This is a genomic window from Sphingomonas paludis, from assembly GCF_053502515.1.
The window spans coordinates 228470-254741 of sequence record NZ_CP187558.1; the positions used below are offsets into that span (position 1 = coordinate 228470).

Consider the following 26272-nt stretch of genomic DNA (forward strand, 5'->3'; position numbering starts at 1 on the left):
CGACCAGGGTGAAGCACGCGAAATCCAACATTGCCATTATTTTCGCGTGGCCCATGCTGGACCCCGGCTCGAGGCCGGGGTGACGGGTGGGGGCGAGAAACACTGCTTTCAGGCTACAGAAGCCACGACAGGATTTGGGTGGAATTCAGACCGTCTGCTTTCCATAGATGAACTCCAGCCAATAGTCGTTCATCCAGTCCGCGTAACCAAGGAGCTCGCCTTGCCGACGCTCTGACGCGGGCGACCACGGATCGTCACCCGTCATGAGATCAATCATTGCCTGCATTCGCCATTCCTCTCCCGGTAACGCGAACAATATCCGGTGAGCAACGTAGGCGCGCCTCCCTATAGCTTCAGAAAAATGGTCCATGCGCACAAGCCGACCCTCTGCGACATGGCGATCGAAAAGTCTTAGGTATCGTTCAACGACTTCCGGAAAGCAGCCCCGGCCATCGACGAAAGAGGCCATCGGCTTCTTACCCGCAAGCATCAAACCAAGCTCTCTGTTTGTGTGCACCAAATACGGCAGAGAACGCAGCAGCCTGGACAGCATGGCCTAGCTTACCTTCGCTTCGCGATGACTGCAAAGGGGTCGATAGCTGAACGTCAGCTTTTAGAAGCGGAGCCGGTGCGTTCGTCCAGCGATACCCGTTTGTCGCATCCGCGCACCGACACCCGTAGTGCAACGCTGGTAGGCGAACCGTTCGGGCGGGTGGCGCGCTGCAAGCTGGACCCCGGCACAGGGCCGGGGTGACGTTTGGGGCTGGGGTAAAGGGTGGCGCTATTCCCGTCATGCCGGACTTGTTCCGGCGTCCAGGGTGCGGCTGGGCCGATCCCTCGATTGAGAGGGCGCGCTGGACCCCGGCCTTCTCGCCGGGGTGACGGGTGGGGCGTAGCTGGTGGCTGAGAGGAAGGCCCTCACCCTTCCGCACCTTCGGTGCTCCCTCCCTCTCCCGCTTGCGGGAGAGGGAAATAAGGGGGGCTGGCTTCTTCATTCCCTCTCCCGCAGGCGGGAGAGGGAAGGGGCCCGCCGCGAAGCGGTGGGAAGGGTGAGGGTATTGCCCTCTACCGCCCCTCGTCCGGCTTTTCCGGCTCGCCCTGCCCGGCCATCGCTCGGGCCTGCGCCTTGCGGCGTTTCAGGTTGTCGCGCAGCGCCTGGGCGAGGCGGGCCTGGCGGTCGGTGTCCTTCTGACTCATGCCGCTGCCTCTGACGCCTCCGGCAGCCGCCAGTCAATCGTGCCCCGCCCGTGCGCGGCCAGAAAGGCGTTGGCCCGGCTGAAGTGGCGACAGCCGAGAAAGCCGGTATGCGCCGACAGCGGCGAGGGGTGCGGCGCGGTAAGCACCAGATGGCGGCTGCGGTCGACGGCGGCGGCCTTTTTCTGGGCATGGCTGCCCCAGAGCAGGAACACGACCGGTTGGGGCAGCGCGTTGACCGCAGCGATCACGGCGTCGGTGAAGGATTCCCAGCCGCGCCCCTTGTGCGAGGCAGCCAGCCCCATTTCCACCGTCAGGACATTGTTGAGCAACAGCACCCCCTGCCGCGCCCAGGCCTCCAGATGGCCATGCCGCGCGGGTGGGATGCCGAGATCGCTGGCCAGTTCCTTGTAGATGTTTGCGAGGCTGGGCGGCACGCGGACGCCGGGGCGGACCGAAAAGCACAGGCCATGCGCCTGACCCGGCCCGTGATAGGGATCCTGCCCCAGGATGACGACGCGCACAGCTGTTGGCGGGGTCAGGTCGAGCGCGCGCAGCCAGTCCGGCTCGGGGGGAAAGATGCGGTTGCCCGCCGCCTGCTCCGCCAGCAGGAACGCACGCAGATCGGCCATATAAGGCTGGTCGAGCTCGCCCCCGACCAGTGCCCGCCATTCGGGGCTGAGCCGCATCCCCGCGATGCTAGTCAGCGGACCTCGACCCCGCGCCAGAAGGCGATCCGGTCCTTGATCTCGGCAGCGGCGGGCTTGGGATCGGCATAATACCATGCGGCGTCCGCATTCACCGCCCCGTCGACGGACAGGCTGTAATAGTTCGCCGTCCCCTTCCACCCGCACACGCTGGTGCGGGTGCTGGGCACCAGCACGGCGGGGTCGACGGCGTCGGCGGGGAAATAATGGTTCCCCTCCACCACCACGGTATCGTCGCTTTCGGCGATGACGCGGCCGTTCCAGCGGGCGGTGACCATCAGAACAGCCCCGGGACTTCGCGCTGGGCGACGCTGGGCCGGTCGGGCATCAGCGGTTCATATTGCTGGTCGCGCAGCCGCTTGGCGGTGGCGGAGGCAGCACCGGTGCCGATCGGCGTGCAGCTGCGCCCGGCAAGGAAGTCGAGCGCGCCGCGCACCGACGCCTCGCTGGCATCGCCCAGCGGCCGGGCGAACTGATCCTCCGCCTGGCAGGTGCGCGGCATCACGGCGGCGAGGCCGCGGAAATATTCGCCCTGCCGGTCGCGGTTCTGGGTGGCGAAGGCGACGACGCGCAGCCGGTCGTCGCATTCGGCGCGGTCGAGCGCGATCTGGCCCACCGGCTTGCCGAAGGTGTTGCTGCCGATCAGCGCGGTGTTGGGGCCGAGATAGGGGATCATCGAATTGGCGACGAGCTCACTGGCCGAAGCGGTGCCGCCGGTACCGATGAACGCGATCCTGGTCGGAGCGATGGATTCGGGCTGGGCGGCGAAGTTCCTGACGCTGTTGAAGTTCGATTTGCTGTCGCGGAAGGTGGTCAGGCTGAACACATCGCTTGCCGAGCGGTTGGCGCCGAGCAGGTCGCCGAACAGTTCGGCGATCCGCACCAGCCCGCCGCCATTGTAGCGGACATCGACGATCACCTCCGTCACCCCTTCGGCCCGGAACTGGGCAAAGGCCGAGCGAAGCTGGGCATCGGCGGTGGAGATGAAGGTGCGCAGATTGACATAGCCGACCTTTTTCCCGCCATCGTTCAGGATGCGGGCGCCGTAGCGGCTGGATACCGGTGCGACGTCGTAATTGCGCTTGGTCAGCGTGACGACGCGGGTCGTGCCCGCTTCGGAAATGCGGAAGGACCGGGTGGTGCCGACCGTGTCCGGCCCAAGCGATGGGCCGAGCGAACCATTATCCTCTCGCGCGATCTGATCGATGGTGCGCAATGTTTCGGGCGTGTTTCCGATGGCGAGGATTTCGGCGCCGCGTTCCACCCGGTTGTCGGTCGACGGCGTGTTTTCGAAGCTTTCGGCGACGAACAGGCGGGTACGGCTGGGGTCCGTCAGCAACCGGAAGCCGAAGCCGGCGGTTTCGCCGGAGGAGAAGAAGGCGTTTTCCTCCTGGATCGAGGTCACATAGGTGAAGAACCGGTCACGCCCCTGGGCACGGGCCGGGGCGACCAGCGCGTCGACATAGTCATCGACCGTCGAATAGGATGAGGGGTTCAGCCCGGTGGCCAGCAGGTCGGGATAGAGATGCCATTCGTTGATCTGGGCCGCGACCCAATCCCTGCGGGCAGCCACCGAACAGGCGGACGAAACCGGCGTTGGCGTAGGCGACGGAGACGGGGTGGGCGATGGCGGCACGCCACCGATCGGACCGCCGACCGGGGTCGAGGAACCGCCCCCGCCGCATGCGGACAACAGCGAGACAAGGGCCAGGGCGGCGATCGTTCGGTTACGCTTGATCATGACGGGCACATTCCGACGTGAGGGGACATGGCCCCTATACGGTCACAAGCCCGGCGCGGTTGCAACCTGTCCCTGCGGCCAGTGCGCCACGAGCAGATAATTCAGCGCCAGATCGTCGCTGAGATGCAGGCCCCGCCCGGGGGACCAGGCGATGCCGCGCGGCTCCGACACGATCAGGCCCGTGGCGGCGAGCAGGTCGGTCAGCTCCGCGGGCGTCAGGAACTTCGCCCAGTCATGCGTGCCGCGCGGGATCATGCCCAGCGCCTCCGCCACGCCCACCATGCCGATCCGCGATTGCGGCGTGCGGTTGGGGGTGGAGACAATCAGCAGCCCGCCGGGCGCCAGCACCCGGGCAAGCGCCGACGCAAAGGCAGCGGGATCGGTGACGTGCTCGATCACCTCCATCGCGGTGACCAGGTCGAATTGCTCGTCGTCGAGCGTTTCGACGCCGACGGCGCGGTAGTCGATGGACAGGCCCATGGCGGCGGCATGGGCCTGTGCCGCGCCGATGTTTTCCGGGGCGGCATCCAGCCCGGTAACGGCAGCCCCCATGCGCGCCAGCGGTTCGGCCAGCAGGCCCGCGCCGCAGCCGACATCAAGCGCCCGCATGCCCGCCAGCGGCGTATAGCCCCCGGCGGCGCCTGGCCAATGGGCATCGATCGATTCCCGCACATAGGCGAGGCGGACGGGGTTGAGCCGATGCAGCATCGCGCTTTCCCCGCGCGGGTTCCACCAATCGGCGGCCAGGCGGCCGAAATGGGAAGCCTCTTTCGGATCGATGCTGCTGGGTTGCACGGTGCTTGCCTTTGCCATGGCACCCTCCTATCAGCCGCCCCCATTGCTCCCAAGAGGCATTCGGCGAAAGAATATGGCGCGGATCGTGATGAAATTCGGTGGCACGTCGATGGCGGGCATCGAGCGGATCCGAATCGTCGCCGCCCGCGTCAAGCGCGAATGGGATGCGGGCAACCAGGTCGCCGTCGTCGTTTCCGCCATGGCGGGCGAGACGGACCGGCTGGTCAATTTCTGCCGCGAGGCCTCGCCCCTTTACGACCGCGCCGAATATGACGCGGTGGTGGCCAGCGGCGAACAGGTGACCAGCGGCCTGCTCGCCATCGCGCTGCAGGCGATCGGCGTGCCCGCGCGCAGCTGGCTCGGCTGGCAATTGCCGCTGCGCACCGACGACGCCCATGCCAATGCCAGGATCGGCAGCATCGACACCGAAGCGCTGGACGCATCGCTGGCGGCTGGCAATGTGGCGGTGATCCCCGGTTTCCAGGGGGTGACCGAGGGTGGCCGGGTGACCACGCTGGGCCGGGGCGGATCGGATACCAGCGCAGTGGCCGTCGCGGCGGCGATGCAGGCCGACCGGTGCGACATCTATACCGATGTCGACGGCGTCTATACCACCGACCCGCGCATCGTGCCGCGTGCGCGCAAGCTGAAGCGCGTGACGTACGAGGAAATGCTGGAACTGGCGAGCGTGGGGGCCAAGGTGCTGCAGACCCGCTCCGTCGGGCTGGCGATGAAGGAAAATGTGCGCGTCCAGGTGCTGTCGAGCTTCGTGGACGCGACCGACGACCCGGAACCCGGCACGCTGATCGTCGGCGAAGAGGAGATAGACGACGTGGAACGCCAACTGATCACCGGCATCGCACATGACAAGAACGAGGCGAAGGTGACGCTGACCGCGGTGCCGGACCGGCCGGGCGCTGTGGCATCGATCTTCGATCCGCTGGCCGAGGCGAACATCAACGTCGACATGATCGTCCAGAACATCGCGCACGAGGCGGGATCGACGGACGTGACCTTTACGGTGCCCAATGCCGAACTGGCCCGCGCATTGGACGTGCTGGAAAGGGCGAAGGACGGCATCGGCTATGCGGCGCTGCGCCACGACACCCGCGTCGCCAAGGTGACGATCGTCGGCGTGGGCATGCGCAGCCATGCCGGCGTCGCGGCCACCATGTTCAAGACGCTGGGCGAGCGCGGCATCAACATCCAGGCGATCACGACCAGCGAGATCAAGGTCAGCGTGCTGATCGAGGAAGATTATACCGAGCTTGCGGTGCGCGTGCTGCACACGGCATATGGTCTGGACGCGCCGGAAGAAATCACCGCCTGAACGGGCAAAGGGGAGAGGGAATGATGCGGCTCCGAATGATCATCGTCGGGGCCGCCGCCCTGACCCTGGCCCCGCCCGCGCTGGCGCAGAATGACCCCACCGCCTTTGCCAGCCGCGCCGAGACGACGGCGACCATCCGCGCGATGGAGACTGAGATGAAGCCCGATCAGGGCTTTGCGTGGAAGCCGCTCCTGAAGGACGGCGAGCAGGTCGCCGCCATCGAAATCTGGCGCAAGCCCGGCAATCCCGCCGTCCACCCGACCGAGGCGGAATATGGCATCGTGCTGGAGGGCGAGGGCGAACTCCTGTCCGGCGGCACCATGGCCGATGCAGCCGTGACCAACCCGACATTGGTGGAGGGCAGCCGCATCGACGGCGGCACCCGCCGCGACCTGAAACCCGGCGACGTATTCCTGATCCCTGCCACCGTGCCCCACTGGTTCGGGGTGAAGGGGCGGCAACTGGTTATTCTGGGGATGAAACTGCCGCGGGTGGCGGACTAGGGCACGACTACATCTACAACCGCTTGTGATACGGTAGGCGCCAATTGTAGGTAGAGCGTGAGCATAGGTTGGCTCATCTATCCGTGGCGATTACACCATCTCATGTTTACATCGAACCTCGACATATCCGTAGGGCGCGATCGAATAAGCATCCTGAATCGCGATACCGGGATCAGCGTTAGTCGTGTATCTCCAATGCCATTTTCTGCAGAACACAGGCTGATCGATAATCGGGATGAGGCCTTTCGGTTCTTTGTGGCCGTGCTCCGCGAAGCGGATCAACGACCATGGTTCGCAAGGTTATGGGGCAGAGTGACCCTTAGGCTCGATGACGCATTGAATACACAGGCTGATCGGGATGACGTGCGCAGACTGTTTGTTGATTTGGGTGCAACGATTGTGAGTATCGACTAATTTCTTTTTGCAGGTCGTCAGCAGATCGGACCCTTAAATTTACGCCAGCCTCAAACTCCTTCCCTGCGAAGGGGGGCGCGGAGCGCCGGAAGGGTGACGCGCTATCGTGGGGGGAGACACCCCTCCGTCAGGCCTTTGGCCTGCCACCTCCCCTTGCAGGGGATGATTTCGGTGTGGGCCAACCCGTTCCACAAACCCCGTTCGTGCTGAGGAGGGGCGCAGCCCCGTCTCGAAGCACAGCCCAGGCACTTCGAGACGCCGCTGACGCGGCTCCTCAGTGCGAACGGATGGGATGCGGCATTCCCCCACCCCGTTCGTGCTGAGCTTGTCGAAGCACTGCCTTTTCCTGCGGCGGCAAGTCTAGCGGCTTGAAGAAGGGCAGCCCTTCGACACGCTCAGGGCGAGCGGGCTGGGTTTAGCGATGCGCCCTTCGGCCCGCCCCCGACTTGCCCCCGCCCCCCGCCTGCGGCTAGGGCGCGGCGATGAGCGAGATGAACCAAGCGGGCGCGGCGCGCCTGAAGGCGCTGATGGCGCGCGGGGCGGCATTTCTGGGCACGGAAACCGCCATCCTGTGCGGGGCGATGTCGTGGGTGTCCGAGCGGAACCTGGTGTCGGCCATTTCCAATGCGGGCGGGTTTGGCGTGATCGCGTGCGGCGCGATGACTCCGGAGCTGCTCGACCGGGAGATCGCGGCGACGAAGGCGCTGACCGACAAGCCGTTCGGCGTGAACCTGATCACCATGCACCCGCAGCTTGTCGATCTGATCGCGGTTTGCGGCCGCCACGGCGTCGGGCATATCGTGCTGGCGGGCGGCCTGCCCCCGGCAGGGTCGCTGGAGGCGATCAAGGCGACGGGGGCGAAGGTAATCTGCTTCGCGCCCGCCCTGGTCCTCGCCAAGCGGCTGATCCGCAGCGGCGTCGATGCGCTGGTGATCGAGGGGATGGAGGCCGGCGGCCATATCGGCCCGGTGTCGACCAGCGTGCTGGCGCAGGAAATCCTGCCCGAAGTCGCCGAGCAACTGCCGGTGTTCGTCGCGGGCGGAATCGGGCGCGGCGGGGCGATCGCCAGCTATCTGGAGATGGGCGCGGCGGGGGTGCAGCTGGGCACCCGCTTTGCCTGCGCGACCGAAAGCATTGCGCATCCGAACTTCAAAAAGGCGTTCTTCCGCGCAAGCGCCCGCGATGCGGTGGCCAGCGTTCAGGTCGATCCGCGCCTGCCCGTCATCCCCGTCCGCGCGCTGAAGAACAAGGGCACGGAGCTGTTCACCGCCAAGCAGCGCGAGGTGGCGGCAACGCTGGACGCGGGCGCGGTCGAGATGGCCGAGGCGCAGTTGCAGATCGAACATTACTGGGCGGGCGCGCTGCGCCGCGCGGTGGTGGACGGCGATGTCGAAAACGGTAGCCTGATGGCCGGGCAGTCGGTCGGCATGGTGACCAAGGAAGAGCCGGTGGCAGAGATTATCGCGTCGCTGATGGCCGAGGCGGCAGACGCGCTGGGTCGGCGCGCGGGCTGACCGCCTCCCCGCCCAGCCCAGCCACCCCAACCCCGTTCATGCTGAGCTTGTCGAAGCATTGTCCTTCCAAGGCGCGGGGATTGGTCAAAGAAGGCAGTGCTTCGACAAGCTCAGCACGAGCGGGTTGGGGTTGGAAGGGTGAGGGTTTTCTGCCCTAAACCCCGCTCGCCTCGCCCACGACGAGCATCGCCAGGAATACCAGTGCGCCCAGATTGCGGTTCGACCGGAAGCGGGTGAGCGCGCTCATCGGATCGGCGCGGTCGAACGTCGCCACCTGCCAGGCCAGGTGCAGGGCGGCGGGGGCCAGCGCCACCAGCGCCAGCGGGGCGGCGAACACCTGCCAGATCGCGCCCGCCCAGCCTGCCAGCGCCAGCGCGTAGCAGACCGCAACGCCCGCCCGCACCCGCGGCCCCAGCGCGCGGGCGGACGAGCGGATACCGACGATCGCGTCATCCTCCACATCCTGCACTGCATAGAGCGTGTCGTACCCGACCACCCAGGCGATGCTGCCGAGATAGAGCAGGATGCCCGCCGCGCTGACCTCCTCCGCCGCCTCGATCCACGCAACCGGTGCCGCCCAGGCGAACACCATGCCCAGCCATGCCTGTGGCCACCAGGTGATGCGTTTCATGAACGGATAGGCGGCGACCAGCGCCAGGCTGGCCAAGGCAACGATCCGCGCGGGCCAGCCGAGTTGAAACCAGACGACCAGCCCGGTCAGCGCGAGGACGACGAGCCAGACCCAGGCGGCGCGCACGCTCACCTGTCCGCTGGGGAGCGGTCGGCTGCGCGTCCGTTCCACCCGCGCATCCAGATCGCGGTCGACAATGTCGTTATAGACGCAGCCCGCCCCGCGCATCGCGATGCTGCCGAGGAGCAGCCATAGGATCAGGTCCCAACGCGCCACCCCCTGCCCCGCCAGCGCGACACCCCACGCGCCCGGCCAGAACAGCAGCCACCACCCGATCGGCCGGTCGAGCCGGGCGAGCAGCGCATAGGGCCGGGCAGCGGCAGGCAACAGCGCGATCATGCCGCGATGTTCGCTGTCGGGGGTGATCGGCGTCACGCTCATCCCCGCGCCTGTGCCACAGCAGGGCATGGCGGGCCAGTGGCGGAGCGGGAGGGATCATGCACTCGCACTAAGGCACTGATATAAAAAGCAAAATAATTCGACCTTCCTCCAGTCCCACATTCAGTCCCACAAACGGGCCGTGAGCCGTGCGCGTTGTCGGACGCCGGAGCCGTTGAAGCGCGATCGGCCCGCGCTGCAATGTTCCCGAATCCTTTAAGAACAGCGAAGCTGCAGGGGAGTGCCGACCCGTTGGAACCAAGCCGATCGGACATGTTACAAGTCATGGCGACGGATGCGCGTGGTAACTCTCAAACGGCCCAACAGCCGCATCCAAATACGCCCCAGAAGCTGGCGGCGTCTGCGACAGGCAAGCGGGTGCCAAGTGCTGCGGCATGATCATGCCCGTGAACAGTACAAGCCGCTGAACAGGCACACGCCGCAGCAAGCGATGTACGTGCTTCAGGTGTTTGCGAATAGCCGCCAAATGTCGCGATCGGTGACCAGTCCGGCATCGGGCGCGGCAGCTCTGGAGCATGGGCTGCGTAGTCACCCTCGCCGTGCACCACTTTGCCGCCGAGCAACGTTAGCACCGATCGTATACGGCTGATGCCGCTTTCTGGCACGTCGAAATAGTCGTCAGAGAGAAGCGCCGCATCTGCCAGCTGACCGGCCTTGATCTGCCCTTTTTTTCCCGTTTCATTCGAAAACCACGTATTAGCCTGGGTCCACAGTCGCAGTGCAATTTCCCTGTCGAGACGATTGGTGGGAGGATAGAGTGCCATGCCGCCTGCCGTGCGTCCCGTGACCAGCCAGGCAAGTGAGACCCAAGGATTGTAGCTGGCGACACGCGTCGCGTCGGTGCCCGCCCCGACCGGCGCGCCGCTGCGCAGCATCGCCGCGATCGGGGGCGTCCGCTCTGCTGCCCTTGCGCCATAGCGGTGGACGAAATCCTCACCCTGATATGCCATGCGGTGTTGAATGGCGATGCCACCGCCAAGTGCCGCTATGCGGTCGATGTTTCGCTGGCTGATTGTCTCGCAATGATCGAAGAACCAGTTCAGGCCCTCCAGCGGGATATCGCGGTTTACCTTCTCGAACACATCGAGCGCGCGGCTGATCGTCTCATCGTACGTCGCGTGCAGCCGCCACGGCCAGCGACGCTCCGCGAGCAGGCGGACGACAGGCTCTAGATCGCTTTCCATACCTGGCGGCATTTCGGGGCGCGCAACCTGGAAATCTTCGAAATCGGCAGCTGAATAGACCAGCATCTCGCCCGCACCATTGTGGCGATAGGTGTCGTCACCATCCCCAGGCTTTAGCTGCGTCGACCAGGTCGCAAAGTCCCGCAGTTCCTCCCTGGGCCTCTGCGTGAACAGATTATAGGCAATGCGGAGGGTGAGCAGCCCATCGCGGTGCAGGTCCTCGATAATGGCGTAATCATCGGGATAGTTCTGGAAGCCGCCGCCGGCATCGATCACGCTGGTAACGCCCAGCGCATTCAGTTCCCGCATGAAGTGGCGGGTTGAATTCTTTTGATAGTCGGGCGGCAGCTTCGGGCCCTTGGCCAGAGTCGCGTAGAGAATCGCGGCATTGGGGTTGGCAAGCAGTAGTCCAGTCGGGTTGCCGGCGGCATCCCGGGCAATGACCCCGCCGGGCGGATCGGGCGTGTCCCGGCCATAACCGACTGCTCTTAGTGCCGCAGCATTGAGCAGTGCACGGTCGTAAAGGTGTAGGATGAACACAGGCGTATCGGGCGCGGCTGCGTTGATTTCCTTCAGCGACGGCAGTCGCTTCTCCGCGAACTGGTGCCGAGTGAAGCCGCCAACGACACGGACCCATTGCGGGCTGGGTGTACGCTCAACCTGCCGCCTGAGCATCGTCATCGCATCCGCCAAGCTGGGCACACCATCCCAGCGAAGCTCCATATTGTAATTGAGCCCACCCCGGATGACGTGGATGTGGCTGTCGATCAGACCGGGGATCAGCCGTCTGCCGTCACAATCGATGATCGTTGCGTTCGGCGCTATCGTCCGAACGTCGGCCTCCCCTCCGACGGCAAGAAACCTGCCGTTTCGAATGGCGACCGCCTGTGCTTGAGGGGTGGCGGGGTCCAAGGTTGTCACCTTGGCATTGATAAGGATCAGATCGGACATCCCGGGCTCTCTGCGTAAGGGCGTTGGTAGAAAGGCGGTCACCCCAGCAGCGAGCGCTGTGCGGCGCGTCAGAGCGCTCATGCGCTTCGCTCGGGCGTCACCGCCTGCGGACCCAGGACATCGCGCGCGCACTCGGTGCGGACATAGGCCATGACCGGCTGGCCGAGCATAATTCGTTTTGCGACTGGGACGATCTGTTCGCCGACCAGCATCCCGAGCAGTCCGATCAGCGCGATGGTCGGTGGCGCGGGGCTCTTTACCCCCAGCAGCGAATAGATAACGCCGACCAACATTCCAGCGCCCAGCGAAAGCAGATAGACCTTCATCCTCGGTCTCCGGCAGGAGCGAACGCGCGAGGGATCACGCCGCTTCGGCGTGCCCGCCTTCCTGTGCACCAAACATCGCCTTGGCATAGACGATGCCGATGCCGTAGCCGCCGGCGAACTTGCGGGCGATCCCGGTGGTCAGGCCATAGGTGTCACCACGTGCCCAGTCGCGCTGCAGTTCGAGCAGATACTGCAGCGCGGTTAGCGGCCGTGCGCCCTGCTGGATCATGCGATTGATCGCGCGTTCATGCGCCTCGCCCGACACGTCGCCGCAGATGTCGGTGATGACATAGACTTCGGCACCCTGCTCGATCGCCGACAGGACCGGACCGACGATGCACACCGACGTCCACAGCCCGCCGATCACGATCCGGTTACGCCCGAGTAGGTTAACCCGGGCGAGCACGGCAGGATCTTCCCAGGCATTCATGGTCGTCCGGTCGATGATCTCGGCAGACGGAAAGGCTTCAAGCACCTCGTCGAAAAACGGGCCGGAAAAGCCCTTGGCCGCGACAGAGGTCAATATGGTCGGCACCGCGAAACCGGCCGCAGCCTCTGCCACCAAACCGGTGTTGAGCCGGAGGTTGGACACATCCTGCGACCGGACTGGAAACGCCATTTGCGACTGATGGTCAATCAGCAAAAGGAGGTGATCGGCGGGTGTCAGTAGCTCGCGGGCAGCTGCGGGAAAGAAGCTGGTCGGCATGGACGCTCTCCTCTGAAAGTTGGCCCATCGTGCCGACTTGCCCGGTCAGTCTCGATCCATCCCTGCGAATGATCGCCCCATACTTTGGTAGGATCAACACGGCCACAGGTGGCATGCGATCCGGCCTGCAAGCGATACCTTGGTATGGTGGATCGCTTTTTCGGCTGTTTGCAGCCAGCCCAGGCTTGCGTACCGGGCGGGCATCGACATGATCGCACCGATGACATCGCTTTCAACCAAGATGTTGCCGTTGAGCGCGCTTGGCATGCCTGCCGCTGAGGCCGCGCTAGGCGAACTGGTGCCTGACAGTATCATCGTGGCAGATCGACAGGGACGTGTCCGATATTGGAGTCCGGGTGCCACCGCGTTGTACGGATGGACGGCAGAGGAGCTGGCTACGACGCTGGTCGATACGCTCCTCCAGACGCGCCACCCCTTCGGACTGCCGCTGATTGAAGCGGAACTGCTGCGGGACGGACGGTGGGAGGGGGAGGTCTTTCGCCGTACACGGGGTGGTGACGAGCTGCGCGTCCGTATTCGCCGGATCGTCCGCCAAAGCGCCGATGGCGGCTCCGAGCTGCTTGAATGGGGACGCGATGCCGAGACGGTGAGTGCGGGCGAAATCGCCGCCCACCGCTACACCAACCTGTTCCACGCCATGGCGGCATCCTTCTGGGAGCTTGATTTCTCAGCGGTCCGCAAGGCGATCGGCGCGCTTGTCGCCGATGGCGAAACGGACATTGTGGGGCGCTTGCGGTCCGACACTGCGTTTATCGCGCGGGCAATCGAGCAGGTGCGGGTCGTTGATGCCAACGACAAGACTGTCGAGATTTTTCGCGCGCCCTCGCGGGAGTCACTGCTCGCAGGCCCGATGGCTTGGGCGTGGCCGCCCCAGAGCTGCGCGGTGTTTGCCGAGGCCTTGGTGGCTGCGCTTGAGCGACGCGATAGCTTCAGCATCGAGACGGTGCTCCGCCGTATGGACGGCACGGACATGGACGCGCTGTTCACGGTTTGCTGGCCAAATGATCACAAGGCACAGGGCACGGTGCTGGTCGGGGTGATCGATATCACCGATCGTAAGCGCGCCTTTGCCGAACTCGAAGCGAGCGAGCATCGCTATCGCGATCTTTTCCGCCATGTTCCCGTTGCGCTGGTCCAGCTTGACACCCGGCCAATGTTCGACCGCTTGGAGGAACTGAGCGCCGCCGGTATCACAGACCTGGCTCGCCATATTGAGGAGTCTCCAGGCTTTCTTGATGAACTGATCGGCCTTCCGCATATCGGTGAGGCCAATCTGGAGGCGCAACGCTTGTTTGGTGCGCCGGATGTCGACGCACTGAGAGGGTCAATATCCTGGGCCTGGCGCGCCCGACCTGAGACGATTCGTCGCTCTTTGCTGGCACGGCTGCGCGGCGAACCGCGATATTCCGAGGAGACCCAGGTCAACCGGCTGGACGGCAGCATCATCGACGTCCTCTACACGATCACTTTTTCGGGACAGTTGACCGACCGCGGGATCAACGTCGTCGGTTTTGTGGACCTGAGCGAGCAGAAGAGATCTGACGGCGAACTGCGCAAGAGTGAGCGGAGATATCGCGACCTGTTTCATCACGTTCCGATGGCGCTGTGGCAGGTTGACACGTCCCGCCTCGTCAAGCTCCTGACAGAACTGCGCTGCAACGGCGTGGTCGATCTCGGCCACCATCTCGACCAGCATCCCGGTTTTCTGCGCACATGTATGGACGCGGTGGTCGTGCAGGAGGTGAATGCGGCCACGGTCGAGCTGTTGGGGGGTGACTCAGCCGAGGCGTTCGTCGGGCGCACGGTCGGCGAATTCTGGGCGTTCAGCCCCGATACGTTCCGTCGATCAATCACCGCTCGTTATGCCGGTGCACCCGATTATTCCGAGGAAACCGTCCTGTGCGATGTGCGTGGTAACCGGGTGGAGGTCATCTATTCCATCTCCTTCCTGCCCGCGCTGCAGGAACTCGGATTCACCCTGATCGGCACGGTGGACGTGCGCGACCGCAAGCGCGCAGAGGCACGTCTTCGAGAAGTACAGGCGGAATTTTCGCATGCCGCCCGGGTCTCGACCCTCGGAGAGCTGACCGCATCGATCGCGCACGAGGTCAACCAGCCGCTGGCCGCCATCACCGCCTTTGGCGAAGCCAGTCTCAGATGGTTGAGGCGTCCTGACCCCGATCTCGAAGAAATCGGGCTGCTGGCCGGCGACATGGTGGCAGAGGCGCGGCGGGCCAGCGACATTATCGCGCGCATCCGGGGCATGGCGCTGAAGCGTGATCCCGATCCGCAGCCGCTGTCGATCAACCGGGCGATCGAGGATTCGCTGCTCATCGTCCGCCATGAAGCGCTGGACAAGGGGGTCGACATCAGGCCGTCCCTGGCCGCCGACCTGCCGCAGGTGCTGGGCGACCGGGTCCAGGTGCAGCAGGTGCTGGTCAACCTGCTGATGAACGCCGTCCAGTCGCTGGCCGAGGGCGTCGGCGCGGATCGGCGGGTGGCGATCACGACGCAGCGCGCGGACGTGGGCGTCATGATCATGATCGAGGACAATGGCCCGGGCATAGCGCCGGAACATCTCGACCATCTCTTCTCCGGCTTCTTCACCACCAAGGAAAGCGGGATGGGCATGGGCCTGCCGATCTGCCGCTCGATCGTTCAGGCGCATGGCGGACGCATTTACGCCGAAAACGGCGCGTCCGGCGCCCGGTTCACGGTCGTGCTGCCCCTGTCCGAAGTCCTGCAGGGCGCACCGGCCGGTTGACGGATCAGGCGGCGCGGACTCCCAGTTTCAGCTTCTCCGCCATCTTGACCAGGTCAGCAAGCGTCCGCGCATCCATCTTCTTCATGGCTGAGGCGCGGTATAGTTTGATGGTGATCTCACTGAGCCCAAGGTCGAAGGCCGCCTGCTTGTTCAGCCGCCCTGCTGTCACCAGCGCCATGACTTGCTTTTCCCGAGCAGACAGGCTGTCGTAGCGGGCCATTAATTCGGCTCGCCTCGCCTCCGTTTCCCGGGCCTCGACATTTCGAGTTATCGCCGAAGAGACAGCATCGAGCAGGTCTTGATCACGGAACGGCTTGGTCAGGAAGTCGACGGCGCCTGCCTTCATCGCTTGCACCGACATCGGAATGTCGCCGTGCCCCGTGACCATGATGACCGGCAGGTCGATGCCATGCGTTGCCATCTGACCCTGGAAATCCAGGCCGCTCGTCCCCGGCAGGCGGACGTCGAGCAACAGGCATGCGGGCGTTTCTGGCAGCTCGGCGCGCAGGAACGCGCTGCAGGAATCATAGGTTCGCGAGTCGATCCCCACCGATCGCAACAGCGCCGAGACGGCCCGGCGAATTGACTCGTCGTCGTCAACGATATGGACGATGGCGCGGCTTTCCATGGCGCCCGTTATGCGCCATTCCGGCGGCGCACAAAGGGATACCTTGGTATGCCGAAGCCGTAACGTGGGCTGTCAGGCAAGGAGCCGCAGCAGTTCGTCGGCATCGAACGGCTTTGACAGGAAGCAGGCAGCGCCGCCGGCAAGCGCCTGATCGCGCAACGCAGGCTCCGGAAAAGCGGTCATGATCAGAACAGGCAGCGCCGGCCGCGTCTTCCTGAGTACCGACTGCAATTCGATGCCGCTCATCCCCGGCATCTGGATGTCAGTGACGACGCGCTCGACTGTGCGGGCGGCTGGTGAAGCTAGAAATGCCTCCGCACTGTCGAACAGTACGACGTCATAGCCTGCAGACCGTAACAGGCTGGAGAGGCCAGTGCGGATCGCATGGTCGTCATCGATGACGGCGATCAGGGACCCCGCCGTCATACGCTTTCTCCGGGGAGGCTGACCCGAAACCTGGCGCCTTGGCGGCGATCGGCTGTCAACGTCAGTGTCCCGCCATGCGCTTCGATGATGGTGCGGCAGATGGAAAGGCCCATGCCCATCCCACCCTCTTTGGTCGAATAAAAGGGCTCGAAGATGCGACGCGCATCCTCGGCCAAGATTCCAGGTCCGGTGTCCTCGATCGCGACCCACCGACAGCCGCCGGCAGTTCCCGCGCGTACCGTCAGCTGGCGCTGCTCGGCATCTCGCATCGCATGAATGGCGTTGACCATCAGGTTAACGAAGGCCTGCTGCAGCTGGACTGGTTCACAAGCAATGCTGTCCAGATCATCGGCAAGGTCTTGGCTAATGCTGATCCGGTGAATTTGCGCTTCCTGCTCCACGATCTGCAGGGCGCTGCGAATCAGCACGCGCAGGTCACGCCGTTCGGTGACCCGGGCGGTACGTTGCAAGTAGGTGCGGGTCCGGTCGATAATCGCCCGGGCGCGCTCCGTTTCGCGCAGGACCGCGTCGGCTGCGTCCAGCGCTTCCCCGATATCCGGCGCGTCCCGTTCGAGCCAGCGTCTGCACGCCGATGCATTGGACGCGATGGCGGCCAGCGGCGAATTGACCTCATGCGCGATTGACGCGGTGAGCGCGCCGACCGTCGCGATGCGCTGGGCACGTGCGATCTCGTCTCGAGCCTGGCTCAGCTGTGCCTGGGCACGCTTATAGCTAGTGATCTCGACAATACTCACCACCACTTCGGTCAGCGGCTTGCCCGGCGACAGTGCAGCGGTAACGAGGCAGTCAAACGGCTCGCCGTCACAACGGGCGATCGTGCTCTCCCCGACATAGGTAGCGTCGCCACGATCGATCGCAGCCAGCCAGCGTCCGAAAGAATGGATACTGCCAGGAAGCACGTCGCAAAGGCGTCCGGTCAGCTCCGCCTCCGATCCGGCTCGCATCAGTTCCACCGAGCGTGGATTGACGTGTGTGATGAGGACCGTTGCGTGCAGCGCTCTGGCATTGTCCGGCCGCGCTGCGTACCAAGCGGCAATGTCCAACACGCCTGCCTCCCGCAACCGCGCCATTGCCGCACCGACTTCCGACCAGTCCTCTCGCCAGATGGAAACGCCAGCACGGTCATAGACATCCGCGTAACGCTGCTGCGTCTCCAGAAAATCCTTGCGAAATCGCAGGTCCGCACGCCATGACTGATAGAAGAATAGGCCAGCGATCACGGTCGCAAAGCCAATGACGGTGCTGGCAATGAGGTGATGGCCGCCTGCATCGAGGAGCAGTGCGGCGCTGCTGGCCGCGGCGGCGAGGATCAGGACACCGCCCAGTCCCCATAGCTGATGCGCCGACCAGATCGGTGGTATGCGGCGACTAGTCGACAATTCGGTCTCCCGTCACCCTGAGACCCCGCATGGCCATCCTTATCGCTTGCCCGCCCTTAGCAACCCTGTTTTCGTCTGGAGAGCGGCGCGCAACAACTATACGATGGTACAACAGCGGACCAATGGCCGCAAAGGCTAGGTTGGGCCAGGTCCTGGGGGACAGCGATGCGGCAGGTATTCACCTTATGGCCGACCGATGTGGATGCTTCGGGCCAGGGACTGGATAAGGACGGCATACCGCTTTGGGCGCATCGCATCGGCGCGACGCCGCCACCGGTGCGCTGGACGAGTGGCGACTGGGCCCTTACCGCGATTGTGATCATCCTCGTGCTTGCGCTTGCCCTGATCGTACCCGTCGATCTGGTAAGCGCCCTGGCTGCGGTCGTTCTTGTCTTCCTGTCCATCGGCCTTGCCATTTCTGGACTGGTCTATCATCGGCGCAAGGTCACAGCGCTGACCCGGCAGCTCGACGAGGTTCGTCGCTGGAATGACACCCTCTTCAACCGCACGGGAATTGCACTCTGGCGAGAGGACTGGTCCGCGGCGCGCGACGAGGTGCTGCGGCTGCTGAGATCCGGCGTCAGAGACATGCAAGCTCATTACGCGGCGCACCCCGAGCAGCTTCGGGCACTGCGAGCCAAGGTCATCATCAAGGATGTGAATGAATTCGCGGTCATGCGATCTGGCGCGCGCAACAAGGATGATCTGATTGGCTCGCTTGATCGGATCCTGCCCGATACGGACCAGACTTTTGTGCAATGGCTCATCGCTTTTGCACGCGGTGACAGTTTCTACCGTTCCGAAACGCATCTCACCAACAGCAATGGCGAGTCTGTGAACACCCTGTTCACCGCCGGACTTCCGGTGGATTTGAAAGGCTTCGAGGATATCCTGGTCAGTGACCTTGACATCACGGAGTACAAGGCGACCCAGGCACGGCTTGCTCAGGCCGAGATTGACCTCGCGCGGGCCGCGCGTGCAGCAACAATGGGCGCGTTGTCGGCGTCAATTGCCCATGAAGTGAATTCGCCGCTGGCTGCGATCATCGCCAATGCCGAGGGCTGCCTGCGCTGGCTGGACCGCGAGCAGCCCAATCTGACCGAAGCGGTGACAGGGCTCCGCAACGTCGTCGAGTCCGCCACCCGCGCCAAGGCGGTGGTCGAGCGAACGCGAGCCTATCTCAGCAACTCGCCCGCGGCATTGACGCCCTGCACGATCGTCGATTTGATCCAGGAGGCGATCCTTCTGGCAGAACGAGAGCTGCGGGTGCTTGGAGCATCGGTCCATATCGACGCTCGGGACGGCTTACCGCAGGTGTTGGCCGATCCGGTCAACATCCAGCAAGTGCTGGTCAACCTGATCCTCAACGCGGCGCAGGCGATGAAGGACAAGCGCGGTCCTCGCGACGTCACGATCGCCGCATGGGTGGATCGCGATCGCATACGGGTTGATGTTGCGGACAAGGGACCGGGCATCGATCCCGAGGCGATGAAATTGATCTTTGATCCGTTCTTCTCGACGCGGGAAGGCGGCATGGGCATGGGCCTGTCGATCTGCCGCACCTGTATCGGTGCCCATGGCGGCCGATTATGGGCCAGCAGCAGCGTAGGCGAGGGAACGACCTTTCACTTCGATCTAGCCGTCGCCGGGCAGAGGGATCATGGCTGACACTAGCAATACTGCCCCCAAACCCACATCCGTTGTGCACATCATTGACGACGATGCCGGGCTCTGCGAGGCGCTTGTCCGCCTGGTGCGCTCCGTCGGTCATCACGGCCGGGCGCACCTTTCAGTCGCCGAATTCCTCTCAGCCGCGCGTCCGGCGGGGCCTAGTTGCATCCTGCTCGACGTCCGCCTGCCGGACATGAGCGGGCTTGATTTCCAGACAGGGCTAGATGCCCACGGCATCGCCAGCCCGGTTATCATGATGACCGGTTATGGCGATATTCCGATGTCTGTCCGGGCTATGAAGGCTGGAGCGGTCGATTTTCTGACCAAGCCATTCCGAGATCAGGACCTTCTGGATGCGATCGCCCGTGCGCTTGCGCGGGATTGCGCCCGCCTCGGCGCGTTGTCGCAGCATGCGCTGCTCCAGGCTCGGTTCGACCTGCTGACCGAACGGGAGCGCGAGGTCTTCCGGGGCATCGTCGATGGGCTGATGAACCGCGAGATCGCAGAGCGCCTCCACCTCAGCATCGTTACGGTAAAGGCGCATCGCGGCTCGCTTACCCGCAAGCTGAACGTGCCCAGCGCCGCCGAGCTGGTCCGCGTCGGACATGCCCTGGGTCTGGGCGATGCATGACTATACAAAGGTATGCCAGGGTTGAGGCAGTGCGGCGTGCACCCTAGCTTTGAGGTCGAACCCTTGTCGATCGGAGCCGATGTTTGGCCCATTTCTCATCCAGGCGTACCGGTGAAGGCCAAGCGGTCCATGGCCGGTCAACCGGCGAGACACCGGGATCGCCACCACGATGCGATCGGCTGATCTCGGTTATCGACGATGATGACTCGCTGCGAAGAGCCATCATGTCCCTCCTGCGCTCGGCAGGCTACCGGGCGAGCGGACATGGCTCTGCCGAGGCGTTCCTGGCGTCTGCGGAGCCGGGCCTTAGCGCTTGCATTATCACTGATATCCAGATGCCGGGGATGAGCGGCATCGAGCTGAAGGCCGAGCTTGACGGACGGATTGTCGCAACCCCCGTCATCATGATCACCGCAAGGACCGAGCCGTCTTTGCTCGACGAGGCGCGCGAAAGCGGTGCCACCTGCCTTTTGCGCAAACCGTTCGAGGCCGAAACCCTGATGGCGTGCCTTCACCACGCCCTTGCCGCCTGACGCCACCCCAACACCATGGTTTAGTGCCATGCATCTGTCGTCTGATGGCGTTTGCGATCATTTGCATAGAAAAGGGCGCTGTACCCCGGCCAGCGACCCCCGGGGTGCCGATGCGCCGGACCGATCCTTCCGGTGCAGACCCCCGAGCGGGCCGGCACGCCCCCATGCCGGCCCGCTCCCACCAAATAGCTCCGCCACCTCAACAACCGCCCACGTGTCGTCACTCGCCTGATCGACACCTGCCGGCAATATCTGTCCGGGCTGACACGGATGACCTGATTTCCTGGCCACCAGCCCTGCCTATACTTTGATCTATTCCGCTCGACCCCAGGTACAATCGATCCGCAGCAGCGCATCCGGCATCCACAGCGCGGAACCGATCCATCGATGGCGACGACCATGCCCGAGGATCCCCGAGCGGAGAATGGAAATGCGCGACGACTGTCTGCATCATGCCAACGGCGCGCCCGTGGTAGACAATGTCAACATCCTGACCGCAGGCCCGCGAGGCCCTGCGCTGCTGGAGGACATCTGGCTGATCGAGAAACTTGCGCATTTCGATCGTGAGGTCATTCCCGAGCGGCGCATGCACGCCAAGGGTTCGGGCGCATATGGCACGTTCACCGTCACCCACGACATTTCACCTTTCACCAAGGCGAAGCTGTTCTCCGAAATCGGCAAGACCACACCGATTTTCGTTCGCTTCTCGACGGTTGCCGGAGAGCGCGGAGCGGCCGACGCCGAGCGGGACATTCGGGGCTTTGCTGTGAAGTTCTACACCGAACAGGGCAATTGGGACCTTGTCGGAAACAACACACCGGTCTTCTTCTTCCGCGATCCGCTGCGCTTTCCCGATCTCAATCACGCGGTAAAGCGTGATCCGCGCACCGGCCTGCGCAGTGCCCAGAACAACTGGGATTTCTGGACACTGTTGCCGGAAGCACTTCACCAGGTGACCATCGTGATGTCCGATCGCGGCATCCCGCGCAGCTACAGGCATATGCACGGGTTCGGCAGCCATACCTACAGCATGGTAAACGCGTCGGGCGAACGCGTCTGGGTCAAGTTCCACTTCCGTTGCCAGCAGGGTATCGAGACCCTGACCGATGCAGAGGCTGCCGCCCTGATCGGCCAGGATCGCGAGAGCCATGGCCGCGACTTGCTTGCCGCCATTGACGCCGGCGATTTCCCGAGATGGACGCTTTGCATCCAGGTGATGACCGAAGCGCAGGCGCGGGAACATCACCACAATCCTTTCGACTTGACCAAGGTTTGGTCGAAGGCCGCGTTCCCGTTGATCCGCGTCGGCGAATTCGAGCTCAACCGCAATCCCGACAATTACTTTGCCGAGGTCGAGCAGGCGGCTTTCACGCCCGCCAATATCGTGCCGGGGATCGGATTCTCGCCGGACCGGATGCTTCAGGCCCGGCTGTTTTCCTATGGTGATGCGCAGCGCTACCGGCTTGGGGTCAATCACGCCCATATTCCAGTCAACGCGCCGAGATGCCCGTTTCACAGTTATCACCGGGACGGCGCCATGCGCACCGACGGCAATCTGGGCGGCACACTGAGCTTCTTCCCCAACAGCCAGGGCGTCTGGCAGGAAAGCCCAGACCAGGCGGAGCCCGCGCTCGCGCTGGATGGTCCCGCTACCCATTGGGACCACCGCGTCGACGACGATCATTGGGAGCAGCCCGGCGATCTCTTCCGGCTCATGACACCGGTCGAACAGCAGCGCCTGTTCGACAATACGGCACGCCAGGTCGGCGGCGCTTCCATCGAGGTGCAACAGCGCCACATCGACAACTGTGCGCGGGCGGACACCGCCTATGGCGCCGGCGTCGCCCGCGCGCTCGGGTTGGATTTGGCCACGGCAGCGGAATGACAGCCTTGACGGCGCCACTTGCCACATTGGGAGAGACCTAATGAACCAGTTCATCAACGCGATGCTCGCCGTCGGCGCCGTGTTCGCCTGTGACACCGCCACGACACAGCATGCAGGGCACGTTCGATCGCCGACCGACGAGAAGATCGACGCCTCGTTCGACATCGTTCGTACCGACGTCACGAGTAAGGGCGAAGATATCGTGTTTCGAGTGCAGGTCCGTGGCAAGGCCGGGGCGATCCGTCCGAAGCCGATCGGACAGTTCGCAGGCAGTGCGGTCTATTCTTATGTTTGGCCGACGTCCCTGGACAGCGGCGCGGTCGGGTTCGAGACGCAGCAGGGCATTCTGGCCTTGGCTGTTACCTTTCATCCCGATTTCGACGATACCGCCGATGGCAGCGCCAATCGCCATGTCTGGCACCCACACTGGGTCGTCCTGGTGCCGGATGATGCCTGCGGCAAGGGATCGCTCAAGGTGAAGGATATTCCGGAAGGTACGACGCCCAAGGTGCCGGCAACCTGGCCCAAGGTTCCGCTGCTGATCGACAGCCCCACCTATCCGACGAGCCTCGAGACAGACATGGTCGAGGTGAAGGTGCCGGCAGCCGTTATCGGTGCGACTGCGGGAGTGCGCTTCGACGGCGTCACCTCAGCGCTCAAGGTCAATGCCAACCTGCATGCGCCCCTGCTCTGCATCTCGAACGTCTTCGACGTCGCATCGGGCGATCTCAGTCTGCCGGGCCGGTTGGCGCCCTGATCAGGCTTTGGCTGCGCATTGCCTCAAGGGCTGGTCCCTGAACCTTTCGAGAGAGGAGGAACAAGCATGGGAGCGTATCAGACAATCACTACCGAGGACGGCGCGTTCCAGGCTTATGTGGCACGTCCCGCCACCGAGCCTGCGCCCGCGGTTGTGGTCCTACACGAGGTATTCGGGATTAACGACGATATCCGCTCGACCTGCCACGAGCTTGCCGATCGAGGTTTCATTGCCGTCGCGCCTGACCTGTTCTGGCGTCAGGAGCAGGGGGTCGATCTCTCCCACTGGACCGAGGAGGAGTGGCAGAAAGGGCTTTCGCTCTACCTGGCCTATGACCGCGATCAGGGTGCGCGGGACATCGCCCGTGTCCTCTCTTTTGCAGGTCAGCTGCCGGGTGCCACCGGCAAGGTCGGCATTATGGGCTATTGTCTCGGCGGCCTGATGACCTTTCTGGTCACCGCGCGGACCGGAGCGGATGCCAGCGTTGCCTATTATCCCGGCGCGGCGGATCAGTATGTCGCCGAGGCGGCTTCGGTCCGAACCCCCATGATCGTCCACCTGGCCGAGGAGGATGAGTTCATCCCGCGGGAGGCGCAGGCGACGATCCGTGAAGGCTTCGTCGACAATGCGAGTGTCGAGCTCTTCACCTACCCGGGCTGCAGCCATGCTTTTGCGCGCCATAGCGGCGCGCATTTTGATGCCGCTGACGCCGCGCTGGCCAACGGCCGCACCTGGGCCTTTCTGAAGGACAGGCTGTCATGACCGCCCCCATGCTGTTCGATGCCCTCGAACTTCAGGTGATCGGCATCGCGTCGCAGGAGCCGGTGAGTTCGCTCGATGAAAGCGGGATGGGCAGGGCGACCCGCTGGATCTTTGGATGGAACAGGAGCACGGGATTGGCGAACGCCAGGCTCGAAATCCTGCGGCGGCTAGTCGTCCGCCTTCATCACGACAGCACCGAGCGGGCCGATGAGGCGATCCGTGCCGCTCAGGCTGCGGGATTCAGCGCGCCCCAGATCAGCGTGCTGACCCGGCAATTTGCCCGCCGACGCGCCCGCACCCGCACTGTCACCATCGCTTCACGCTTCGCACGCGCGACTGGATGACCTGCGTGCCATCTCCCAGCAAACCACCAATCAAGGAACAGAACCGATGACCTTCATCACGACCAGCGACGGTACCGCCATCTTCTACAAGGATTGGGGGCCGAAGGGCGCTACCCCAATTGTCTTCCATCACGGCTGGCCGCTCACCGCCGATGACTGGGACAATCAGATGATGTTCTTCCTGCTCAAGGGCTTCCGCGTCATCGCGCATGATCGCCGCGGGCATGGCCGGTCGACCCAGACCGACACCGGAAACGAGATGGACACCTATGCCGCGGACGTGGCGGCATTGACCGATGCGCTTGACCTCAAGGGCGCGGTCCATATCGGACATTCCACCGGCGGCGGCGAGGTCGCGCATTATGTCGCGCGCGCCAAACCGGGCCGGGTGGCGAAGGCCGTGCTGATCGGCGCGGTGCCGCCGATCATGGTCAAGTCGGACAAGAACCCCGGCGGGCTTCCGATCGAAGTGTTCGATGGTTTCCGAGCCGCCCTTGTCGCCAATCGCGCCCAGTTCTTCCTCGATGTGCCCTCAGGCCCATTCTACGGCTATAGTCGGCCGGGCGCGAAGGTGGATCAGGGTGTAATCCAGAACTGGTGGCGCCAGGGCATGATGGGCGGCGCCAAGGCGCATTACGACTGCATCAAGGCGTTCAGCGAGACCGATTTCAGCGAGGACTTGGAGCGGATCGAGGTGCCCACGCTCGTCATGCACGGCGATGACGACCAGATCGTGCCCTATGCGGACTCTGCGCCGCTTGCTGTCAAGCTGCTGCGGCGCGGGCAGCTCAAGACCTATGCCGGGTTGCCCCACGGCCTGTGCACGACCCACTCCGACATCGTGAACGCCGATCTGCTCGCCTTCATCCAGGCCTGACAGGTCCCGATGGTTCGGTCCGCGATCGCACCGCCGCCCAAAAAAAAGGCGGCGGCGCGCCATTCCCCACCAAACCTTCGTCTAGTCAGCTTACCCGCCCGCACGATTTCAAGAGCAGGGCTGGGAGCGCATTCTGGGCGCCGGAGCCGAGGCAATCGACCCGCCTCGGCATGGGAGAACGTCCATGTCGAAGACCATTGTCCTTATCCACGGCGCCTGGCTCAACTCGCACAGCTGGGAAGGGTTCAAGGCGCGCTATGAACAGGCGGGCTACACGGTCCTTGCCCCGGACTGGCCCTATGACGACCGGACACCGGCCGAACTTCGCGATGCGCCTCGACCGGAACTCGCCCGGCTCAGCCAGCGGCAGATTCTCGATCATTACGATCAGATTATTCGTGCTTTGCCCGAACAGCCGATCTTGATCGGCCACTCGCTGGGCGGCGTCCTCGTCCAGCACCTGCTGGACAGGGGCAGGGGCGTCGCTGGCGTCGCCATCGATCCGGCGCCGACGCCGGGCGTTCCACTTGGTCGTCATGCCATCTGGTCGGCACTCCCGGTGTTCGGCGACCCGTTTAGCTGGAGAAAGGCCAAAGTCATGTCGCGCCGCTTCTTTCGCACCCGGTTCGCACAGACCGCGCCCAAGGCGCAGGCCGATCTGCTGTATGACCGCTACATCGTGCCCACGCCGGGCCGTGTCTACTGGAACGGCGTCGTCAACCCGATCCGGATACGGTGGGACAATCCTGCACGGGCGCCGCTCCTGCTGATCGGCGGTGACCTCGATCTGATCGCTGACGCTGCCATGACGGCGGCAATCTATGCCAAGCAGCGGCAGGCGCCGTCGAAGACCGAGCTCAAGATCTTTCCCGGCCGGTCGCACTGGACCTGCATGGATCCGGGTTGGGAGATGGTGGCCGACACGGCCCTGCAATGGGCCGTAGCGCACGCCCGGCCCGGCAAGGCACGACCCGTCGCCGAAGCACTCGCTGCCTGAGCCGCTACCGACCCACTCGAGGGGCTCTTCCGATCTGGTCGGCAGGGCCCCTTTTGGTGTGTCTCGTCAGCGCCGGCATTCGCTGTCCAAACGTATAGCTCGCCACAACCACCGTCCAATA

The 26272-nt window shown here is 64.1% G+C and carries 26 protein-coding genes; 13 read left to right on the top strand and 13 right to left on the bottom strand.

Features of this window, described 5'->3' with window-relative positions:
• Positions 1-145: 145 nt before the first annotated feature.
• From ACPVPU_RS01095 to ubiG, 6 genes are all read right to left on the bottom strand, one after another.
• The gene (locus ACPVPU_RS01095) at positions 146-553 is read right to left on the bottom strand and encodes a hypothetical protein (RefSeq protein ID WP_448659071.1); all 408 of its coding nucleotides are present in this window, start codon (positions 551-553) and stop codon (positions 146-148) included.
• Positions 554-1065: 512 nt separating this feature from the next.
• Complete coding sequence (locus ACPVPU_RS01100; RefSeq protein ID WP_448659072.1) at positions 1066-1197, bottom strand: hypothetical protein; 132 nt, start codon at positions 1195-1197, stop codon at positions 1066-1068.
• Positions 1194-1883, bottom strand: a complete 690-nt coding sequence (gene ung / locus ACPVPU_RS01105; RefSeq protein ID WP_448659073.1) for a uracil-DNA glycosylase — start codon at positions 1881-1883, stop codon at positions 1194-1196. Before ung ends, ACPVPU_RS01100 begins: the two co-directional genes overlap by 4 nt.
• A gap of 14 nt (positions 1884-1897) precedes the next feature.
• A complete protein-coding gene (locus ACPVPU_RS01110; RefSeq protein WP_448659074.1) occupies positions 1898-2179 on the bottom strand; it encodes a DUF427 domain-containing protein in 282 nt (93 codons plus the stop codon).
• Positions 2179-3642 (bottom strand): S41 family peptidase, encoded by a 1464-nt coding sequence (locus tag ACPVPU_RS01115; protein WP_448659075.1) that lies wholly within the window; start codon positions 3640-3642, stop codon positions 2179-2181. Before ACPVPU_RS01115 ends, ACPVPU_RS01110 begins: the two co-directional genes overlap by 1 nt.
• Positions 3643-3684: 42 nt before the next feature.
• Positions 3685-4455, bottom strand: coding sequence for a bifunctional 2-polyprenyl-6-hydroxyphenol methylase/3-demethylubiquinol 3-O-methyltransferase UbiG (gene ubiG, locus ACPVPU_RS01120; RefSeq protein ID WP_448659076.1), 771 nt, complete (start codon positions 4453-4455; stop codon positions 3685-3687).
• A gap of 55 nt (positions 4456-4510) precedes the next feature.
• On the opposite strand from ubiG, the gene ACPVPU_RS01125 reads away from it, so the two are divergent.
• The 3 genes from ACPVPU_RS01125 to ACPVPU_RS01135 all read left to right on the top strand — a co-directional run bounded on the left by ACPVPU_RS01125 (position 4511) and on the right by ACPVPU_RS01135 (position 8198).
• A complete protein-coding gene (locus ACPVPU_RS01125) occupies positions 4511-5767 on the top strand; it encodes an aspartate kinase (RefSeq protein ID WP_448659078.1) in 1257 nt (418 codons plus the stop codon).
• Positions 5768-5787: 20 nt separating this feature from the next.
• On the top strand, positions 5788-6270 hold the full coding sequence (locus ACPVPU_RS01130) for a cupin domain-containing protein (RefSeq protein WP_448659079.1): 483 nt from the start codon (positions 5788-5790) through the stop codon (positions 6268-6270).
• A gap of 896 nt (positions 6271-7166) precedes the next feature.
• Positions 7167-8198: an NAD(P)H-dependent flavin oxidoreductase gene (locus ACPVPU_RS01135; protein WP_448659080.1), complete on the top strand. Its 1032-nt coding sequence runs from the start codon at positions 7167-7169 to the stop codon at positions 8196-8198.
• Between the two features lie 154 nt (positions 8199-8352).
• Here the strand turns inward: ACPVPU_RS01135 and ubiA are convergent, their stop codons facing one another.
• The 4 genes from ubiA to ACPVPU_RS01155 all read right to left on the bottom strand — a co-directional run bounded on the left by ubiA (position 8353) and on the right by ACPVPU_RS01155 (position 12455).
• Complete coding sequence (gene ubiA, locus ACPVPU_RS01140) at positions 8353-9270, bottom strand: 4-hydroxybenzoate octaprenyltransferase (protein ID WP_448659081.1); 918 nt, start codon at positions 9268-9270, stop codon at positions 8353-8355.
• Positions 9271-9578: 308 nt separating this feature from the next.
• Positions 9579-11423, bottom strand: a complete 1845-nt coding sequence (locus ACPVPU_RS01145; protein WP_448659082.1) for an amidohydrolase — start codon at positions 11421-11423, stop codon at positions 9579-9581.
• Between the two features lie 77 nt (positions 11424-11500).
• The gene (locus ACPVPU_RS01150) at positions 11501-11749 is read right to left on the bottom strand and encodes a XapX domain-containing protein (protein WP_448659083.1); all 249 of its coding nucleotides are present in this window, start codon (positions 11747-11749) and stop codon (positions 11501-11503) included.
• A 34-nt stretch (positions 11750-11783) separates the two neighbouring features.
• The gene (locus tag ACPVPU_RS01155) at positions 11784-12455 is read right to left on the bottom strand and encodes an isochorismatase family protein (RefSeq protein WP_448659084.1); all 672 of its coding nucleotides are present in this window, start codon (positions 12453-12455) and stop codon (positions 11784-11786) included.
• 208 nt (positions 12456-12663) lie between these two features.
• Here ACPVPU_RS01155 and ACPVPU_RS01160 point away from each other — a divergent pair, with 208 nt between their 5' ends.
• Positions 12664-15240, top strand: coding sequence for an ATP-binding protein (locus ACPVPU_RS01160; protein ID WP_448659085.1), 2577 nt, complete (start codon positions 12664-12666; stop codon positions 15238-15240).
• Positions 15241-15244: 4 nt separating this feature from the next.
• Here ACPVPU_RS01160 and ACPVPU_RS01165 read toward each other — a convergent pair whose 3' ends face one another.
• The 3 genes from ACPVPU_RS01165 to ACPVPU_RS01175 form a co-directional block, all read right to left on the bottom strand.
• Positions 15245-15868, bottom strand: a complete 624-nt coding sequence (locus ACPVPU_RS01165; RefSeq protein ID WP_448659086.1) for a response regulator transcription factor — start codon at positions 15866-15868, stop codon at positions 15245-15247.
• 72 nt (positions 15869-15940) lie between these two features.
• Positions 15941-16294 (bottom strand): response regulator transcription factor, encoded by a 354-nt coding sequence (locus ACPVPU_RS01170; protein ID WP_448659087.1) that lies wholly within the window; start codon positions 16292-16294, stop codon positions 15941-15943.
• Positions 16291-17694 carry a sensor histidine kinase gene (locus ACPVPU_RS01175; protein ID WP_448659088.1) on the bottom strand — a complete coding sequence of 468 codons (1404 nt, stop codon included), beginning with the start codon at positions 17692-17694 and terminating at the stop codon, positions 16291-16293. The genes ACPVPU_RS01170 and ACPVPU_RS01175 overlap by 4 nt, the downstream gene beginning before the upstream one ends.
• Before the next feature lie 165 nt (positions 17695-17859).
• On the opposite strand from ACPVPU_RS01175, the gene ACPVPU_RS01180 reads away from it, so the two are divergent.
• The 9 genes from ACPVPU_RS01180 (at position 17860) to ACPVPU_RS01220 (ending at position 26151) form a co-directional block, all read left to right on the top strand.
• The gene (locus ACPVPU_RS01180; RefSeq protein WP_448659089.1) at positions 17860-19362 is read left to right on the top strand and encodes an ATP-binding protein; all 1503 of its coding nucleotides are present in this window, start codon (positions 17860-17862) and stop codon (positions 19360-19362) included.
• A 34-nt stretch (positions 19363-19396) separates the two neighbouring features.
• Positions 19397-19996: a response regulator transcription factor gene (locus tag ACPVPU_RS01185; protein WP_448659090.1), complete on the top strand. Its 600-nt coding sequence runs from the start codon at positions 19397-19399 to the stop codon at positions 19994-19996.
• 191 nt (positions 19997-20187) lie between these two features.
• Positions 20188-20529: a response regulator transcription factor gene (locus ACPVPU_RS01190; RefSeq protein WP_448660571.1), complete on the top strand. Its 342-nt coding sequence runs from the start codon at positions 20188-20190 to the stop codon at positions 20527-20529.
• 424 nt (positions 20530-20953) lie between these two features.
• On the top strand, positions 20954-22414 hold the full coding sequence (locus ACPVPU_RS01195) for a catalase (protein ID WP_448659091.1): 1461 nt from the start codon (positions 20954-20956) through the stop codon (positions 22412-22414).
• Positions 22415-22454: 40 nt separating this feature from the next.
• Positions 22455-23171 (top strand): hypothetical protein, encoded by a 717-nt coding sequence (locus tag ACPVPU_RS01200; protein WP_448659092.1) that lies wholly within the window; start codon positions 22455-22457, stop codon positions 23169-23171.
• Positions 23172-23237: 66 nt separating this feature from the next.
• A complete protein-coding gene (locus tag ACPVPU_RS01205; RefSeq protein WP_448659093.1) occupies positions 23238-23933 on the top strand; it encodes a dienelactone hydrolase family protein in 696 nt (231 codons plus the stop codon).
• Positions 23930-24277, top strand: coding sequence for a hypothetical protein (locus ACPVPU_RS01210; RefSeq protein WP_448659094.1), 348 nt, complete (start codon positions 23930-23932; stop codon positions 24275-24277). Before ACPVPU_RS01205 ends, ACPVPU_RS01210 begins: the two co-directional genes overlap by 4 nt.
• Positions 24278-24323: 46 nt before the next feature.
• Positions 24324-25154, top strand: a complete 831-nt coding sequence (locus ACPVPU_RS01215; protein WP_448659095.1) for an alpha/beta fold hydrolase — start codon at positions 24324-24326, stop codon at positions 25152-25154.
• Between the two features lie 184 nt (positions 25155-25338).
• Entirely contained in the window at positions 25339-26151 is an 813-nt protein-coding gene (locus ACPVPU_RS01220) for an alpha/beta hydrolase (RefSeq protein WP_448659096.1), read from the top strand.
• The last annotated feature ends 121 nt before the right edge of the window (positions 26152-26272 follow it).

Excerpts from the sequence above, each read along its gene's own strand:
- ACPVPU_RS01110 (WP_448659074.1), bottom strand. The coding sequence starts at position 2,179 with ATGGTCACCGCCCGCTGGAACGGCCGCGTCATCGCCGAAAGCGACGAT.
- ACPVPU_RS01220 (WP_448659096.1), top strand. The coding sequence starts at position 25,339 with ATGTCGAAGACCATTGTCCTTATCCACGGCGCCTGGCTCAACTCGCAC.
- ACPVPU_RS01180 (WP_448659089.1), top strand. The coding sequence starts at position 17,860 with ATGCGGCAGGTATTCACCTTATGGCCGACCGATGTGGATGCTTCGGGC.
- ACPVPU_RS01100 (WP_448659072.1), bottom strand. The coding sequence starts at position 1,197 with ATGAGTCAGAAGGACACCGACCGCCAGGCCCGCCTCGCCCAGGCGCTG.
- ACPVPU_RS01195 (WP_448659091.1), top strand. The coding sequence starts at position 20,954 with ATGGAAATGCGCGACGACTGTCTGCATCATGCCAACGGCGCGCCCGTG.
- ACPVPU_RS01155 (WP_448659084.1), bottom strand. The coding sequence starts at position 12,455 with ATGCCGACCAGCTTCTTTCCCGCAGCTGCCCGCGAGCTACTGACACCC.
- ACPVPU_RS01145 (WP_448659082.1), bottom strand. The coding sequence starts at position 11,423 with ATGTCCGATCTGATCCTTATCAATGCCAAGGTGACAACCTTGGACCCC.
- ACPVPU_RS01125 (WP_448659078.1), top strand. The coding sequence starts at position 4,511 with ATGGCGCGGATCGTGATGAAATTCGGTGGCACGTCGATGGCGGGCATC.
- ung (WP_448659073.1), bottom strand. The coding sequence starts at position 1,883 with ATGCGGCTCAGCCCCGAATGGCGGGCACTGGTCGGGGGCGAGCTCGAC.
- ACPVPU_RS01200 (WP_448659092.1), top strand. The coding sequence starts at position 22,455 with ATGAACCAGTTCATCAACGCGATGCTCGCCGTCGGCGCCGTGTTCGCC.
- ACPVPU_RS01165 (WP_448659086.1), bottom strand. The coding sequence starts at position 15,868 with ATGGAAAGCCGCGCCATCGTCCATATCGTTGACGACGACGAGTCAATT.
- ubiA (WP_448659081.1), bottom strand. The coding sequence starts at position 9,270 with ATGAGCGTGACGCCGATCACCCCCGACAGCGAACATCGCGGCATGATC.
- ubiG (WP_448659076.1), bottom strand. The coding sequence starts at position 4,455 with ATGGCAAAGGCAAGCACCGTGCAACCCAGCAGCATCGATCCGAAAGAG.
- ACPVPU_RS01115 (WP_448659075.1), bottom strand. The coding sequence starts at position 3,642 with ATGATCAAGCGTAACCGAACGATCGCCGCCCTGGCCCTTGTCTCGCTG.
- ACPVPU_RS01160 (WP_448659085.1), top strand. The coding sequence starts at position 12,664 with ATGATCGCACCGATGACATCGCTTTCAACCAAGATGTTGCCGTTGAGC.
- ACPVPU_RS01210 (WP_448659094.1), top strand. The coding sequence starts at position 23,930 with ATGACCGCCCCCATGCTGTTCGATGCCCTCGAACTTCAGGTGATCGGC.
- ACPVPU_RS01130 (WP_448659079.1), top strand. The coding sequence starts at position 5,788 with ATGATGCGGCTCCGAATGATCATCGTCGGGGCCGCCGCCCTGACCCTG.
- ACPVPU_RS01135 (WP_448659080.1), top strand. The coding sequence starts at position 7,167 with ATGAGCGAGATGAACCAAGCGGGCGCGGCGCGCCTGAAGGCGCTGATG.
- ACPVPU_RS01205 (WP_448659093.1), top strand. The coding sequence starts at position 23,238 with ATGGGAGCGTATCAGACAATCACTACCGAGGACGGCGCGTTCCAGGCT.
- ACPVPU_RS01150 (WP_448659083.1), bottom strand. The coding sequence starts at position 11,749 with ATGAAGGTCTATCTGCTTTCGCTGGGCGCTGGAATGTTGGTCGGCGTT.
- ACPVPU_RS01095 (WP_448659071.1), bottom strand. The coding sequence starts at position 553 with ATGCTGTCCAGGCTGCTGCGTTCTCTGCCGTATTTGGTGCACACAAAC.
- ACPVPU_RS01170 (WP_448659087.1), bottom strand. The coding sequence starts at position 16,294 with ATGACGGCGGGGTCCCTGATCGCCGTCATCGATGACGACCATGCGATC.
- ACPVPU_RS01215 (WP_448659095.1), top strand. The coding sequence starts at position 24,324 with ATGACCTTCATCACGACCAGCGACGGTACCGCCATCTTCTACAAGGAT.